This window comes from Paenibacillus terrigena DSM 21567 (assembly GCF_000374845.1).
Taxonomy (GTDB): Bacteria; Bacillota; Bacilli; order Paenibacillales; family Paenibacillaceae; genus Paenibacillus_K; species Paenibacillus_K terrigena.
On sequence record NZ_KB895418.1, the window covers coordinates 141,322 to 156,875 of the forward strand.

The 15,554-nt window shown below is 44.0% G+C and carries 16 protein-coding genes; all 16 read left to right on the forward strand.

The genetic code is table 11. The annotated features are described in order from the left end of the window. Window positions 1–2 precede the first annotated feature (2 nt). From fliM to C558_RS0118950, 16 genes are read left to right on the forward strand one after another with little or no spacing between them, the layout of a single operon-like run. Window positions 3–1,001, forward strand: a complete 999-nt coding sequence (gene fliM, locus C558_RS0118875) for a flagellar motor switch protein FliM (protein ID WP_018757852.1) — start codon at window positions 3–5, stop codon at window positions 999–1,001. After that, the gene (gene fliY, locus C558_RS0118880; RefSeq protein ID WP_018757853.1) at window positions 991–2,268 is read left to right on the forward strand and encodes a flagellar motor switch phosphatase FliY; all 1,278 of its coding nucleotides are present in this window, start codon (window positions 991–993) and stop codon (window positions 2,266–2,268) included. The genes fliM and fliY overlap by 11 nt, the downstream gene beginning before the upstream one ends. A 21-nt stretch (window positions 2,269–2,289) precedes the next feature. Continuing rightward, window positions 2,290–2,655, forward strand: a complete 366-nt coding sequence (locus C558_RS0118885) for a response regulator (protein ID WP_018757854.1) — start codon at window positions 2,290–2,292, stop codon at window positions 2,653–2,655. A 5-nt stretch (window positions 2,656–2,660) separates the two neighbouring features. Beyond that, entirely contained in the window at window positions 2,661–3,212 is a 552-nt protein-coding gene (locus C558_RS0118890) for a flagellar biosynthetic protein FliO (protein ID WP_018757855.1), read from the forward strand. Beyond that, window positions 3,209–3,967 (forward strand): flagellar type III secretion system pore protein FliP, encoded by a 759-nt coding sequence (fliP, locus tag C558_RS0118895; protein ID WP_018757856.1) that lies wholly within the window; start codon window positions 3,209–3,211, stop codon window positions 3,965–3,967. The genes C558_RS0118890 and fliP overlap by 4 nt, the downstream gene beginning before the upstream one ends. A gap of 30 nt (window positions 3,968–3,997) precedes the next feature. Further along, a complete protein-coding gene (gene fliQ / locus C558_RS0118900) occupies window positions 3,998–4,267 on the forward strand; it encodes a flagellar biosynthesis protein FliQ (RefSeq protein ID WP_018757857.1) in 270 nt (89 codons plus the stop codon). A gap of 10 nt (window positions 4,268–4,277) precedes the next feature. Beyond that, complete coding sequence (fliR, locus tag C558_RS0118905) at window positions 4,278–5,072, forward strand: flagellar biosynthetic protein FliR (RefSeq protein ID WP_026264006.1); 795 nt, start codon at window positions 4,278–4,280, stop codon at window positions 5,070–5,072. Window positions 5,073–5,089: 17 nt separating this feature from the next. Next, window positions 5,090–6,184, forward strand: coding sequence for a flagellar biosynthesis protein FlhB (flhB, locus tag C558_RS0118910; protein ID WP_018757859.1), 1,095 nt, complete (start codon window positions 5,090–5,092; stop codon window positions 6,182–6,184). A gap of 18 nt (window positions 6,185–6,202) precedes the next feature. Next, window positions 6,203–8,236 (forward strand): flagellar biosynthesis protein FlhA, encoded by a 2,034-nt coding sequence (flhA, locus tag C558_RS0118915; protein ID WP_018757860.1) that lies wholly within the window; start codon window positions 6,203–6,205, stop codon window positions 8,234–8,236. After that, window positions 8,233–9,576, forward strand: a complete 1,344-nt coding sequence (gene flhF / locus C558_RS0118920; protein ID WP_018757861.1) for a flagellar biosynthesis GTPase FlhF — start codon at window positions 8,233–8,235, stop codon at window positions 9,574–9,576. The genes flhA and flhF overlap by 4 nt, the downstream gene beginning before the upstream one ends. Further along, window positions 9,569–10,450 (forward strand): MinD/ParA family protein, encoded by an 882-nt coding sequence (locus tag C558_RS0118925; RefSeq protein ID WP_018757862.1) that lies wholly within the window; start codon window positions 9,569–9,571, stop codon window positions 10,448–10,450. The genes flhF and C558_RS0118925 overlap by 8 nt, the downstream gene beginning before the upstream one ends. A 24-nt stretch (window positions 10,451–10,474) precedes the next feature. After that, window positions 10,475–11,809, forward strand: a complete 1,335-nt coding sequence (locus tag C558_RS0118930; RefSeq protein WP_018757863.1) for a protein-glutamate methylesterase/protein-glutamine glutaminase — start codon at window positions 10,475–10,477, stop codon at window positions 11,807–11,809. Window positions 11,810–11,845: 36 nt separating this feature from the next. Then, window positions 11,846–13,945 carry a chemotaxis protein CheA gene (locus C558_RS0118935; protein WP_018757864.1) on the forward strand — a complete coding sequence of 700 codons (2,100 nt, stop codon included), beginning with the start codon at window positions 11,846–11,848 and terminating at the stop codon, window positions 13,943–13,945. 28 nt (window positions 13,946–13,973) lie between these two features. Then, window positions 13,974–14,435 carry a chemotaxis protein CheW gene (locus tag C558_RS0118940; RefSeq protein WP_018757865.1) on the forward strand — a complete coding sequence of 154 codons (462 nt, stop codon included), beginning with the start codon at window positions 13,974–13,976 and terminating at the stop codon, window positions 14,433–14,435. A gap of 3 nt (window positions 14,436–14,438) precedes the next feature. Further along, complete coding sequence (locus C558_RS0118945; RefSeq protein ID WP_018757866.1) at window positions 14,439–15,059, forward strand: chemotaxis protein CheC; 621 nt, start codon at window positions 14,439–14,441, stop codon at window positions 15,057–15,059. Next, on the forward strand, window positions 15,056–15,553 hold the full coding sequence (locus C558_RS0118950) for a chemotaxis protein CheD (protein WP_018757867.1): 498 nt from the start codon (window positions 15,056–15,058) through the stop codon (window positions 15,551–15,553). The genes C558_RS0118945 and C558_RS0118950 overlap by 4 nt, the downstream gene beginning before the upstream one ends. The last annotated feature ends 1 nt before the right edge of the window (window position 15,554 follow it).

Sequence of the window (15,554 nt, forward strand, 5' to 3'; positions counted from 1 at the left end):
GATTGGTTGATGTATTGTCACAAAATGAGATCGATGCCTTGCTTGCGGCACTATCTTCTGGCGAGATGGATGCAGAGGAACTGAAGAAAGAAGAATCGCAGAAGAAAATTAGATCTTACGATTTTAAGAGAGCAGTTCGTTTCTCCAAGGATCACATTCGAAGTTTGACGCGAATACACGAGAACTTTGCTCGGTATTTGACGACGTATTTTTCAGCGCAATTACGTACTTTTGTGCAAATTAGCGTCGTGCAGGTCGAACAATTGCCGTATGACGAATTTATCCGATCAATTCCAAAAATGACGATATTAAACATTTTTGAAGCAGAGCCGCTTGAAGGTCGAATGGTTCTTGAGGTTCACCCTAACGTAGCTTTTGCGATGGTTGATCGTTTACTCGGCGGCACCGGCGTGGCTCCTTCCAAAATAACTGCCTTGACAGAGATCGAGACAATGGTCATGGAACGGATTTTCAGCAGAGCATTTGATAGTCTTCAAGAAGCTTGGAAGACGGTCATCGACATTGCACCGCGACTCGAAGCACTTGAGACAAACCCGCAATTTATGCAAATTGTTTCACCGAATGAGACGATTGCGTTAATCTCGTTAAGCACCAAAATTGGTGATACGACAGGGATGATCAATCTATGTATCCCACACGTTGTTATTGAACCGATTATGCCTAGATTGTCGGTACATCATTGGTTCGTCTCTCAGAAGAAATCGAGAGTTCCTGAAGAAGTCGAGGTACTGCGACAACGGGTGAATAAAGCGAGATTACCGTTAATTGCTGAGTTGGGTAATTCACAAATCTCCATACGCGAATTTTTAAGTTTATCGGTGGGTGATGTTATAACGTTAGAGAAAAAAGTTGAAGATGGCCTATCGATCCGCGTCGGAGAGAAATTGAAATTTCTCGGCAGTCCTGGTGTTGTTAAAGATCGCGTGGCGATTCAAATTGATGAAATTGTGAGCGAAGGGGTTGAAGAATTTGACGAGTAAAGACTATTTATCTCAAGAGGAAATTGATGCTCTACTGAATCAATCCTCAGCATCTAATACAGATGAGGGTTCGAAGTCTGAAATTTCCATCAATGATTATTTAACCGCACTGGAACAAGATGCTCTTGGGGAAATTGGAAATATTACGTTTGGAAGTGCAGCAACGGCGCTGTCCACACTTCTTGGGAAAAAAGTCGACATTACGACCCCACAAGTGTCCATTATTTCACGTGAGAATTTCAGCAGTGAATTCCCTAAACCGCATGTCGCAGTACATGTGACATATGTAGATGGGTTTGAAGGCATTAATTCATTGGTGATTCATACGAGAGACGCACAGGTCATTGCGAATTTGATGCTTGGTGGAGACGGGCAGATTACTGAGGATGAAGAACTGAATGAGATTCATATCAGTGCTGTACAAGAAGCCATGAATCAAATGATGGGATCCTCTGCAACGTCGATGTCGACGATCTTTAATCGGTTTGTAAATATCTCGCCTCCTGGTATTGATATTCTCAATATTGAGAGTGGTAGAGGGCTCCAGAAGCTACCTACGGAAGACTATCTGGTTAAAGTTTCGTTCCGCTTAATTATCGGAGATTTGATTGATTCGACGATCATGCAGCTTCTCTCTATTTCTTTTGCCAAGGAGTTAGTTGCATCGCTATTGGGTGATGCCGCTGAACCAGAAGCGCCAGCACCGGTTGTGAATGAGCCTGTGGTCGCGAGTGAACCAGCTGCACCAATGTTTGTGGATCCGAGTGCAGGCTTTAGTGCCGTCGATCCTACGATGCCTTATGCGGAACAACCACATGCGCAGCAACCGATGATGGCTCAGCAGCAAATGCATGGGCAGCCGATGTATGCACAACCACAAGGTTATCAACAACCAGGTTATGGTGGGCCGATGGGTCAACCTTCGATGATTGGTAATGCTGCGAATCGAAATGTGCAGCAAGTTCAATTTGCTAGTTTTCAGAATACTCCTTATTTACAGACAGAGGAAACTAATCTAAATTTATTATTAGACATTCCGCTGAAAGTGACTGTAGAATTAGGTAGAACCCAGAAGCAAATTAAGGAAATTCTCGAATTATCGCAAGGATCGATTATTGAATTGGACAAGCTCGCAGGGGAACCTGTCGATATATTGGTGAACAACAAGTTAATTGCCAAAGGTGAAGTTGTCGTAATCGATGAGAATTTTGGGGTTCGTGTCACAGATATCGTAAGCCAATGGGATCGTATTCAAAAACTACAATAGCTCTAGGGAGGATTTTTTAACATGTCAAACCGTATTTTAGTCGTAGATGATGCAGCTTTTATGAGAATGATGATTCGTGATATTCTGACGAAGAATGGGTATGAAGTCGTAGGTGAAGCACAAGATGGTGCACAAGCAATTGAGAAGTTTAAAGAATTCAAACCAGATTTGGTAACGATGGATATTACGATGCCTGAAATGGACGGCATCTCTGCATTGAAAGAAATTAAGAAATTGGATGGTTCAGCAAAAGTAATCATGTGCTCCGCGATGGGACAACAAGCGATGGTTATCGATGCGATTCAAGCAGGAGCTAAAGACTTTATCGTGAAACCGTTCCAAGCTGATCGGGTTATTGAAGCGATTAAGAAGACGTTAGGATCCTAATTCGAATGATTTCGTTCCTAGCAGTAGATTCAGACACAAATAATAATATGAGCTACTCTGGCGCAGTGATGAATATCGTCTGGGTGCTCATCGTTCTCGTAATCATTATCTTTCTAATCGTGTTTGTCATTCGATTCCTAGGACAGAAAAATCGCAACTGGAGCCGAAACCAAGCGATTCGTACGCTTGGGGCGATCGGGCTTGCGCAGAACAAATCGATGCAAGTGGTTGAGATCGGGGATTCGATCTACATTATCGGTGTTGGCGAAGATATACGTCTCATCGATAAAGTATCGGATCCTGATGAGGTTGCGGTTATTCTAGCTTCTTTTGAGCAGAATCAATCCAAACAGGGGCAAGAAATCGCGCCCTTTATCTCGAACTTGATGAAGAAACTTCGTAAATCGGAGGATTCGGCGCCTATCTCGCAGGAGGAACTGAATACCTCCTTTCATGAAGTGTTCCAGAGCAAGTTAAACCGAGTGACAAGCCGGAAGCAGAAGGTAGAGGAATTGCTTCAGGACGAAAATAATTCAGATCGGTTGATGGACAAATGAACAAAAAAGTATTGGTATGCTTAACCGTTGTATTGTTCTTGGCATCGCTGATGGTTGTACAATCTGCATTTGCGGCAGACCCTATTCCCAATATACATTTTCAAATTGGCGATGGTGGTGAAAAGCCCGGTACGAGCTCGTTATCTTTATTGCTGATTATCACGATATTAAGTGTGGCACCTGCGATATTGCTTCTTATGACGAGCTTTACACGCATTGTGATCGTACTCGGGTTCGTACGAACCTCCCTTGGGACTCAGCAGATGCCTCCCAATCAAGTATTAATAGGTTTAGCGTTATTCATGACGCTATTCGTGATGTCTCCTACAATATCTGAAGTGAACAAAGTTGCCTTGCAACCCTATCTAAATGCCCAAATTTCTCAGACGCAGGCACTAGAAAAGGCCGCAATTCCGATGAAGAAGTTCATGTTCAAGCAGACAAGGGAGAAGGATTTATTGCTTTTTATGAAATACACAAAGACGGAGAAGCCAAAGAGCTATGAAGACATTCCAATTTCAGTACTCGTACCTGCGTTCGCAATAAGTGAGCTGAAGACTGCGATGCAGATGGGTTTTATGATCTTCATTCCGTTTCTTGTTATTGATATGGTCGTGGCGAGTACGCTTATGGCCATGGGGATGATGATGCTTCCGCCGGTCATGATCTCATTACCATTCAAAATATTACTGTTTATACTGGTCGATGGTTGGTATCTTGTTGTGAAGTCATTGTTAACAAGCTTTGGCACATAACGGATCAGGACAGATAGAAGGAGGACGCAAGTGACCACGGATTTTATTATCGGGCTTGCTGGTCAAGCAGTATATACTGTCTTGAAGGTTAGTGCGCCAATGCTTGTGCTGGGATTGCTCGTTGGACTTATCATTAGTATTTTTCAGGCGACGACGCAGATTCAAGAGCAGACACTCGCTTTTGTTCCTAAAATCGTTGCGGTAATGCTGGCCCTTCTCATTTTTGGACCATGGCTCTTAACAACCATGATTGATTTCACGACCAATATTCTTGACAATTTAAATCAATTTATCGGGTAGGCGTGAGCGAATGGATTTTATACAAGAGGCTCTCCCTGTTTTTTTGCTAATTTTTTGTCGGATTTCAGCGTTTTTTGTAGCTGCTCCTGTCTTTTCATCTCGAAATGTGCCGAATCAGTTTAAGATTGGTTTGTCATTTTTCGTAGCATTGATTATTTACTTAAGTTATGGCTTAAGCCAGAGGGTACCCTTCGATACCCACTACATATTGCTTGTTATGAGAGAAGTGCTTGTTGGATTACTCATTGGTTATTGCGCGGTTTTGTTCATGTCAGTTATTAATACAGCAGCGAGCTTTATAGATATGCAGATCGGGTTCGCGATGGCGAATGTGATTGATCCGTTATCCGGCCAATCTTCTCCCATTATGGGGGGCTTCAAATATGCCGTTGCTATTCTATTATTCCTGATCATGAACGGCCATCATTATATGCTCGATGCGATGTTTAAGAGCTATGAATGGATGCCATTATCAAATGACGTGTTCCAGCGAATATATGATGGGAGTATCTCAACATTCCTTGTCACGACATTTGCGAATACTTTTCTGCTCGCATTCCAACTTGCAGCCCCGATCGTGGTTGCCTTGTTCTTAACGGATGTAGGACTTGGATTTCTTGCGCGGACAGCTCCGCAATTTAACGTATTCGTCATCGGGATTCCGCTCAAAATTATTGTGGGCTTAGCGATTCTACTACTCGTGATCCCAGGTCTTGCTTATTTATTTCAACAGCTTTTTGGTACGATGTTCGATTCCATAGAACAGTTAATTCAATTGATGGGTCATTCAGGTGCTGCAACGTGAAAAGAGGAGGGGTAACGGTGAACTTGCGGTATCAACTGGACCTTCAACTTTTTTCACAGGAAAAAACGGAGAAAGCGACACCGAAAAAACGGCAGGAATCTAGACAAAAAGGTCAAGTCGCGAAAAGTTCGGATCTGTCAGGGGCTTCTGTCTTGTTAGGCGCATTTATGTGTCTGCTCATGCTTGGTGGATTCTTCAAAGAACGATTAATGAATCTCTTTACAGAGCCACTGCTGCATCATATGAATATTTCGTTCACCCAGGAGACCATATTGCAATTTTTTGGACAAATGGCTTTGAAAATATTAATTTTCATGGCGCCCATATTCATTATTGCAATTTTACTTGGACTCTTAGCGAATTATTTGCAAGTGGGGTTCTTATTTACGGGAGATCCGATTAAGGTGAAGCTGAGTAAGATCAATCCGATCAATGGGTTCAAGAACATTTTCTCGATGCGATCGCTCGTAGAATTTATGAAGTCGATTATTAAGCTAACTGTGATTGGCCTTCTCGTGTATACATCCATTATCGGACAGAAAGCAGAAATTTTGCAGCTCTCGCATCAATCGATTGAACACATTTTCACTTTTGCAGCGAAAGTAACACTAGGTCTTGGGATCAAGATCGCTGCCGTATTGCTTGTACTCGCAGGTCTTGATTATCTGTACCAACGTTATGAACATGAGAAGAGTCTTCGCATGTCCAAGCAAGATATTAAAGATGAATATAAAAAAATGGAAGGGGATCCGTTGATAAAAGGAAAGATTCGTGAACGTCAACGCCGCATGGCCTTATCACGTATGATGCAGGAAGTGCCCAAAGCGGATGTGATTATTACGAATCCAACGCACTTTGCTGTCGCCATTAAATATGACGCCACAATGATGCAAGCGCCACAAATTATCGCAAAGGGGCAAGATTACGTCGCTCTAAAAATTAAGGAATTAGCCAAAGAACACAACATCGTTACGATGGAGAACAAACCGCTTGCGCGTGCTCTATATGCGCGGACGGAGATCGGAGATTCCATCCCTGCAGATCTGTTCCAAGCGGTAGCAGAAGTATTGGCATATGTCTACAAGTTAAAAGGCAGAGTCAAATCTCGGTAGAAAGGGAGGTAGCGAATCATGAAAATAAGAGATATTACTGTTCTCGCAGGCATTATTGGTATCGTGCTTATGATGGTCCTGCCCATCCCTTCATGGCTGTTGGACGTATTATTGATCATTAACATCTCGACGGCGTTAATGATTCTTCTTATAGCGATGAATTCTAAGGAAGCATTACAGTTCTCGATTTTCCCAGCTTTATTGCTCATCACGACGTTATTCCGATTAGCCCTTAATATCTCGACAACGAAGTTGATCTTGACGCATGGTGAAGCTGGACATGTTGTCGCGACCTTCGGCCAATGGGTTGCGCAAGGTGAAATAGCGGTTGGTTTTGTTGTTTTCCTCATCTTGGTTGTCGTTCAATTTATCGTTATTACGAAGGGTTCTGAACGGGTAGCTGAGGTAGCAGCACGTTTTACCCTCGATGCGATGCCAGGGAAGCAGATGAGTATTGATGCGGATTTGAACGCAGGACTCATCAATGAGCAGCAAGCAAAGGAACGGCGCTCGAAGATTGAGAAGGAAGCAGATTTCTACGGTGCAATGGACGGGGCGAGTAAATTCGTCAAAGGGGATGCCATTGCATCGATTATCATTCTAATCATCAACTTAATCGGCGGATTTATTATCGGTATGGCTGTTCATGGTATGCCTTTTGGTGAAGCCCTTAGCCGATATACGATTCTATCGATTGGGGATGGCTTGGTGAGCCAGATCCCAGCATTGCTGATCTCAACAGCAGCAGGTCTAATCGTGACGCGTGCGGCATCGGATGGTAACTTGGCACAAGATCTTAGTGCGCAGGTGTTTGCTTATCCGAAGCTAATCTATATTGTCGTCGGTACGATTACGATCCTTGGATTGTTTACACCGATCGGCCCATGGGCTACGCTGCCATTCGGAGCTCTATTATTGTTCGCTGCGCGGAAGATGCAGAAGACGATGGATAAGAAGCAAGCGGAAGAAGAGCTTCAAGTGGAAGAGCAGCAGATTGAAGAAGTACGGAGTCCTGAAAGTGTGATTAACTTACTGCAAGTTGATCCGATTGAATTCGAATTTGGGTATGGTCTGATTCCGTTAGCAGATACGCAACAGGGTGGAGACTTACTCGATCGTATCATTATGATCAGGCGTCAATGTGCTTTAGAACTAGGACTTGTGGTCCCTGTTATCCGAATTCGCGACAATATTCAACTAAAACCGAACGAATACGTCATAAAAATTAAAGGAAATACAGTGGCTGGCGGTGAATTATTAATTAATCATTACTTGGCCATGAGTCCTGGGTATGATGATGACTCAATAACAGGGATTGACACAACGGAACCGGCTTTTGGCCTACCTGCGCTATGGATCGATGAGCCTACGAAGGAACGTGCCGAATTGGCGGGTTATACCGTGGTTGATCCACCTTCCGTCGTTGCGACGCATCTTACGGAGATTATTAAGAAGCACGCACATGAGTTGCTAGGTAGACAAGAGACGAAAGCCCTAGTAGACAACGTCAAGGAATCTTATCCGGTTCTTGTCGACGAGCTGATCCCGAACATACTCACAGTTGGTGAAGTACAGAAGGTACTGGCGAAGTTACTTCGTGAGAAAATTTCGATTAGAGACCTTGTGACCATCTTTGAGACGCTTGCTGACTATGGGGCGTATTCGAAAGATCCTGAAGTATTAACGGAATACGTGCGTCAATCCCTTTCCAGACAAATTACACAGCAATTTACATCACAAGGCGAGACACTACGAGTTATCACAGTGGGTCCTGCATTAGAGAAGAAAATTGCCGAGAGTGTACAGTCTTCTGACCAAGGCAGCTATTTGGCGTTAGATCCGAATTCAACGCAAGTTGTGTTCCAGAAGATAACGGAACAAGTACAGCGATTAATCCAATCAGGTCATCAACCGGTCGTATTGACATCACCAACGATTCGAATGTATTTGCGTCAAGTGATAGAACGAATGATGCAGGATATTCCCGTATTATCTTATAGTGAATTAGAACCGAATGTCGAAATTCAAAGTGTAGGGGTGGTGAACTTATGAGAGTAAAACGTTATATCGTAGAGACCATGCCGACAGCGATGCAGCAAATTCGGGCAGAACTAGGGAATGATGCCGTCATTTTAAGTACGAAAGACCTATATATCGGCGGATTCCTCGGGATGTTCCGTAAGAAGCGTATCGAGGTGGTTGCGGCAGTCGATAAGGCTCCAGCACCATCTGCGAAATCGACGGATACTCGCCAAGTTCACGCCCTAACGACACAGCAAAAAGCAGTGGATGAAGGTGCAGTTGCTACGTTGATTGCGGCTGCATCCACTGCATCGAATAAGCACGTGGCATCGGCCTATCGCTCAGCTCAGAATCAGGATATCGGAACATCCGTCGCATCAGAGCAAGCAATTGCGCCTCCAGCACGAACGATCATTCAAGCTGAACCACCACAGGCGCCTGATCGGAGCCATATCATCAGCAGTGTGAAGACAAATCAGGTACAACCGGTTCGCGAAGAATTGATCTTTGATGAATTGCGTCAGGTGAAAGAATCGATTGCGAAATTATCGAAGCAGTCTATGGGTATTAATGAAGATGAAATTTATGAATCGGTTATTGCATCACTTCGAGAGCAAGAGATTGCACCACATGTGATAGATTCGTGGCTAGATCAGTATAAGCAAATACTTGCCCTCGAGGCTCAGGAAGGCTCAGCTGAACATTTTGCGGATTTTGTGCGAGAGCTGCTCAGACAGAATATTGCTTCCGTTGAACCGGAAGGCATACAGAGCCATACACGTGTCATCTATGTCGCTGGTCCTACAGGCGTAGGGAAGACAACAACTATAGCGAAGCTTGCAGCGGATCAATTATTCCGTCATGGGCGAAAGGTTGGGTTTATTACTTCAGATACATATCGGATTGCCGCAGTTGAGCAGTTACGTACGTATGCGACAATTCTCAATATACCATTAGAAGTTGTGAACTCGCCAGCTGATCTCATGCGAGCAATGAAGTCGCTTGAGCATTGTGATTTGATTTTTATGGATACGGCTGGCCGTAATTTCCGCAATGAACTTCTTGTCTCTGAGCTGAATAGTTTGTTGAAGCCATTAGATTCAAGCGAGACGTACCTGGTACTCAGCATGACCTCGAAATATCGGGACATGTCGAAGATCGTAGAGCATTTTCAGAAATATCAATTGGATAAGGTGATCTTCACGAAGCTGGATGAGACAGGTACCCATGGTTCAATTCTCAACGTTATCCATGACTATCATTTGAAATTGTCATATATAACCGATGGGCAGAATGTGCCCGAAGATATTCGACTACTTCAACCCGAGCGGCTCATTCAACTTATTTTAGGAGAAGAAGTGAATGTATGATCAAGCACAAGCGTTAAGGAATCTTGTCAATCGTCACAATAAAATACAAGACTCCCACCACGATACACGAATTGTTACGGTAACGAGTGGTAAAGGCGGCGTGGGGAAGTCGAATTTTACGTTGAACTTTGCGCTTGCATTACAATCGCTCGGACAGAAAGTGCTTGTGTTTGATGCTGATCTCGGTATGGCGAATATCGATGTCTTGATGGGTGTGAATTCGAGGGTTAACCTTTACCATCTATTAAAAAGAGAGAAGACGATCTGGGAGGTTATTCTCAAAGGTCCCAATGATCTTCATTTTATTGCGGGGGGATCGGGGTTCCAAGAACTACTTACACTTCCAGAGGAAGAATTGTTGTATTTCACGGAACAGGTTCATTCCATCTCTGGAGAATATGACATCATTCTGTTCGATACAGGGGCAGGGTTATCCAAAGAAACATTGAATTTCATTCTTTCTGCCGAAGAGACCATTGTTGTAACAACACCAGAACCAACATCGATTACCGATGCTTATGCGTTGATTAAAATCGTACATCGAATGAATAACAAGGTAGCTTTTCGTTTAGTTGTTAATCGGGTGTCGGACCTTCAGGAAGGCATCCAGACATCGAATAAAATTAATTTAGTGTCAGAACAGTTTCTAGATTTGAAAATCCCAACCCTAGGGTATGTGATGGATGATCCGAATGTCTCAAATGCGGTGAAGAAGCAAGTACCTTTTACGATTGCATTTCCGCAGAGTACATCTAGTCGAAGTATTGAACAATTAGCTGAAGCTTACCTAAATAAATCAAGTCAACCGCAACGAATGCCTTCGGAAAGCGGAGTAAAAGGATTTCTATCTAGAATGCTGAAATTTATGAAATAATCCTTTTCAAAGGAAGTGAGGCAGATGCAAGTCTTCAAAGTATTGGTTATTGATGATTCCGCATTTATGCGTAAATATATTTCCGATATGGTTACATCGGATACACAATTCGAAGTTGTGGACACGGCGAAGAACGGGCAAGAAGCTGTTGAGAAGGTTAAATCATTAAATCCAGATGTCATCACGATGGACATTGAAATGCCGGTCATGAACGGCTTGGAAGCGCTAAAGGTCATAATGGAAGATCATCCGACCCCAGCCATCATGTTGTCCAGTTTTACGGAGAAAGGTGCAAGAGAAACAATTCTCGCGTTGGAGATAGGGGCATTTGACTTTATTCAGAAGCCATCGGGGACGATCTCTTGTGATATTCATGTTGTTTCGGAGCATCTGCACCAGAGGTTGCGCGCAGCTATTAGCTCCAATATGAAAAAGTGGCCTATCAAAATAGCACCATTTCCCGAGTCTCAGCCAACCGTGCCTGCTGCTCCAATGGTACCGGACATCTCTGTAACACCAGCAGCTGCGGATACACCAACGGTTCCAATAAAGCCGGCATCTATCGATTATGTTCGGAAACCTGTCATTCAGGAACGTTCAGAACTACAATATCGAACGCCTGGAATACTGCCTAAGAAGCAGGAACCTATAAAGCCGAAGAAGCCAAATTCGGACCGCCAATTACATACGGCAGAAGTGATTCGTGAGTCGGCTGCTACCCTAACACCTGTTCCTTCAATTGAAGTTCCTGAGCCGAAAGTTAGACAACCAAGGCGAACAACCTTCAATCAATTGGTCGCGGTAGGCTCTTCGACAGGAGGACCTCGGGCGCTTAAGGAGCTTCTGACTGGGATTCCAGAAGATTTTCCAGCGCCAATTGTGATTGTGCAGCATATGCCAGCGAATTTCACGAAGTCACTAGCGCAACGGCTGAACTCCTTTTGTCAAATTCGTGTTGTCGAGGCAGAGAATGGTGATCGTCTTGAACCAGGCACGGCATATATCGCGCCTGGCGGCTGGCATATGACCATCAGACGCGAAATCAAAGGGACGTATGTTGTTGAGCTTAACAAGCAGGATCTTAGAAATGGACATCGTCCATCCGTAGATATCTTGTTCGAATCATTGATTCCGTTAAAAGAACTAGAGAAGCATGTCGTATTACTCACGGGTATGGGCAGTGATGGCGCTCGAGCGATGAATGCACTCACGGAACATGGGGTTCAGTCAACTTTTGCTGAGAATGAAGAATCTTGTGTTGTCTATGGGATGCCGAGATCTGCGATCGAGCTAGGTTGTGTTAAACATATTTTGCCGATTCAAGAAATGGCTCCAAAATTGCTGCAAGTCGTCAAGTAAAATGGAATTGTGATTTCACTGAGGGGGGTGCTTGTAATGGAAATGAATCAATATTTATCAATGTTTATTGACGAGTCAACCGATCATTTGCAATCGTTGAACGACAATATGATGCAACTTGAGAACAACCCAGATGATATCAGCATCGTACAAGTCATATTCCGGTCTGCACACACATTAAAAGGCATGTCCGCGACGATGGGATTTAACGACCTCGCGTCACTAACGCATCAAATGGAGAACGTGCTCGATTTGGTGCGTAACAATGAGCTGAAGATGAATGAATTTATCTTCGATACGCTATTCAAAAGTTTAGATGCACTCGAGACGATGGTACAAGATATTACGCAAGGCGGTGAAGGGAAAGCGGATGTATCCCACATCGTCGCTGCACTACAATCGATCGTACGCGGAGATTATGGACAAGCAGGGGCTTCGAATGAGGCACAAATCTCAGGGGCTCAGAATACGACGACAGAATTCCGCCTTGATGAATATCAATATGCAGTATTAGAGCAATCGATCAATACGGGACTTCCTGTGTTCTATCTCGATGTCGTGATTCGGGAAGATTGTGTTCTGAAGGGTGTAAGAGCCTACATGGTGTTTAATGCCCTTGAAGAGAATGGAGAAGTCGTTAAGTCGAATCCATCTGTTCAAGATATCGAGCAAGAACAATTTGATCGCAGCTTCTCTGTGTATTACATATCCAAGATCGATCAAGAATCGCTTTACCAGTTAATTTCGAGTATATCCGAGATTGAACGAGTACATATTCTTCCAGTTGATGAAGAGTCATTGATTCAAATCAGCCAGGAAGATGAGCAAGTCAACGAAGCAACTTCACAAATTCTTCAAGCTGTTAGGGAAACAGCAGCAACAGCGGCTCCAGTGGTGCAAGCAGCTAAGGAAGCAGTGTCTGTCCGTCCATCAGCGCCATCCAAACCGACAGCTTCAACGGGAAGCTCTAGCTCTTCGAATGGTGGATCAAGAACGATACGTGTAGATATCGATCGTCTTGATGTATTAATGAATCTATTTAGCGAATTATTAATCGATCGAGTCCGACTTGAGCAGCTTGCTAGCGATCTCAAGAGTCAAGACTTGACGGAGACCGTCGAGCATATGGCGCGTGTAAGCGGTGATCTTCAGAACATCGTTCTGAAACTGCGCATGGTTCCGATTGATACGGTATTCAACCGCTTCCCACGGATGATTCGCGACTTGGCGAAATCGCTCGACAAGAAGGTTGATCTCGTAATCACGGGAGCGGATACCGAGTTAGACCGTACAGTGATTGAAGAGATAGGGGATCCACTTGTTCACTTGCTGCGTAATGCAGTAGATCACGGAATTGAGTCGATTGCGGAGCGTTTAGAAGCTGGTAAGTCAGATACCGGCACACTTGAGCTTCGTGCATTCCACAGTGGTAATAGCGTCTTTATTGAGATTCAAGATGACGGCAAAGGGATTAATCGTGAGAAAGTATTGAAAACGGCGATTAAGAATGGCGTTGTTCGTGCGGATGAAGCGAATGCGATGACGGATGAGCAAGTCTATCAATTGCTATTCGCACCTGGATTCAGTACAGCGGATAAAGTATCGGACATTTCTGGTCGTGGTGTAGGACTCGATGTTGTTAAATCGAAAATTCTCTCACTAGGCGGCAATGTAACGGTAGACTCTAATTGGGGCTCGGGTTCGAAGTTCTCTGTTCAATTACCTCTAACCCTATCTATTATCGCTGCGATGCTCGTTCGTGTGGGCGAAGAGAAATACGCTCTACCATTGTCTTCAATCGTGGAGACGATGATCGTCGAACACAAAAATATTAGACATGTTCATGGATCGACAATGATTGATTATCGTGAATCTGTCATTCCAATTGTATCATTAGCAGATGTATTCGATTGTCCGAAGTCGAGTGAAGTAGAAAAAGATACTTCCGATGTGATTGTGATTCGTAAAGGCGAGCGTCTTGCGGCATTCATGGTCGATGATTTCATTGGTCAGAGTGAGATTGTCATCAAGACGTTAGGCAAATATTTAACGAATATCTACGGCATTTCTGGAGCTACAATTCTCGGAGACGGCCAAGTTGCACTTATCATTGATCCAAATGCACTAGTGAAATAGAGGGAAATAGATAAAGGAGGTTCTACCCATGGGAGAAGATATTAAAGTTATCGTATTTGCACTCGGTACAGAAGAATATGGTGTCGAAGTGGATAGCGTCAAGACAATTGAGCGTTTGACTCCTATTACACGCGTTCCCAAGACATATCACTTCGTAAAAGGGGTTATCAATTTACGCGGTGTCGTCGTTCCTGTGATTGATTTACGAGGTCGCTTCGGTCTGCCTGAGACAGCTCATACGGAACATACACGTATCATCATCGTCAATGTGAATGACATGGAAGTCGGCTTTATCGTAGACACAGCAAATGATGTAATCGATCTAAACACAGATCTGATTGAATCCCCTCCTGAAGTGGTTGGCGGAATCAAAGCAAAATATTTGCGCGGTGTAGCTAAGATCGGCAACGATCGACTGTTGATCATGTTGAATCTACCTGAAGTGCTTAACAAACAAGAGATTATTCAACTTGAAGATATGGGAGAATAAGTAGTGGACATTTTTCGGAATTTAGCAGAAATCAATGTTGATGTTCTGAGAGAAGTCGGAAATATTGGTGCCGGACATGCAGCGACTGCGTTATCTCGGTTGGTTGATAAACCGATTGACATGGCGGTTCCAGCTGTACGAATGCTGCCTTTTGATGAGATTGCGGAACAGGTCGGTGGCCCTGAGCAGCTTGTTATCGCGACGTTCCTCCGTGTAGAGGGCGATGCTCCAGGTAATCTATTTTTCATTTTGAAGCCGCATGCCTCCAAAAAATTACTCCGTTCCTTGTCCGGAATTGAAGTCATTTCGGATGATGACTATACGGAAATGGAAATATCCGCACTGTCCGAGATTGGCAATATTCTAGCGGGTTCCTATCTATCATCATTAGCAGATTTTACGGGGTTGTATATGACCCCAACCGTGCCAGCTCTAGCAATAGATATGGCGGGTGCAATTTTAAGTTTTGGATTGATGCAATTCGGTCAAATGGGCGATGGCGCACTTCTAATAGACACGACCTTCTTAGAGGGAGACGAGGAAGTGGAAGGACAGTTTTTTCTTATTCCTGACCCATCGTCTTTTGCGAAAATATTTCGTGCATTGGGAGTACCTTACGAATGATAGAAGACTTGCAAATCGTGAAAGTAGGGATGGCGGATTTGAACGTCGTCCATGGAAGTGGCATTATTCGAACGACAGGGCTTGGCTCTTGTGTGGGATTAACATTATACGATTCGATTGCGCATATTGCCGGATTGGCCCATGTCATGCTTCCCTCATCAGATACAGCGCGTGAAGGTCAATTGAATCTGATGAAATATGCGGATACGGCGATCCCTGTATTGCTGGAGAAGATGGAGAAGCTTGGGGGGCAGCGTAGACGGATGGTGGCGAAGATGGCTGGAGGTGCCCAAATGTTCGCTTTTAACTCCATGTCGGATACGATGCGGATTGGACCGCGGAATGTTGAGAACTGCAAAGAAATGTTGATGAAGCTATCGCTTCCTCTTCTTGCAGAAGATACGGGTGGAAATTTCGGTAGAACGATTGAAATGAATTGTCAGACAGGAATATTACATATTCGAAGTGTTCAAATGGGTGTGAAGGAAATATGAA

Coding starts and splice junctions, on each gene's coding strand:
- flhF (WP_018757861.1), top strand. CDS start 8,233: ATGAGAGTAAAACGTTATATCGTAGAGACCATGCCGACAGCGATGCAG.
- C558_RS0118935 (WP_018757864.1), top strand. CDS start 11,846: ATGGAAATGAATCAATATTTATCAATGTTTATTGACGAGTCAACCGAT.
- C558_RS0118925 (WP_018757862.1), top strand. CDS start 9,569: ATGTATGATCAAGCACAAGCGTTAAGGAATCTTGTCAATCGTCACAAT.
- C558_RS0118885 (WP_018757854.1), top strand. CDS start 2,290: ATGTCAAACCGTATTTTAGTCGTAGATGATGCAGCTTTTATGAGAATG.
- fliR (WP_026264006.1), top strand. CDS start 4,278: ATGGATTTTATACAAGAGGCTCTCCCTGTTTTTTTGCTAATTTTTTGT.
- C558_RS0118930 (WP_018757863.1), top strand. CDS start 10,475: ATGCAAGTCTTCAAAGTATTGGTTATTGATGATTCCGCATTTATGCGT.
- C558_RS0118940 (WP_018757865.1), top strand. CDS start 13,974: ATGGGAGAAGATATTAAAGTTATCGTATTTGCACTCGGTACAGAAGAA.
- C558_RS0118950 (WP_018757867.1), top strand. CDS start 15,056: ATGATAGAAGACTTGCAAATCGTGAAAGTAGGGATGGCGGATTTGAAC.
- C558_RS0118890 (WP_018757855.1), top strand. CDS start 2,661: ATGATTTCGTTCCTAGCAGTAGATTCAGACACAAATAATAATATGAGC.
- flhA (WP_018757860.1), top strand. CDS start 6,203: ATGAAAATAAGAGATATTACTGTTCTCGCAGGCATTATTGGTATCGTG.
- fliP (WP_018757856.1), top strand. CDS start 3,209: ATGAACAAAAAAGTATTGGTATGCTTAACCGTTGTATTGTTCTTGGCA.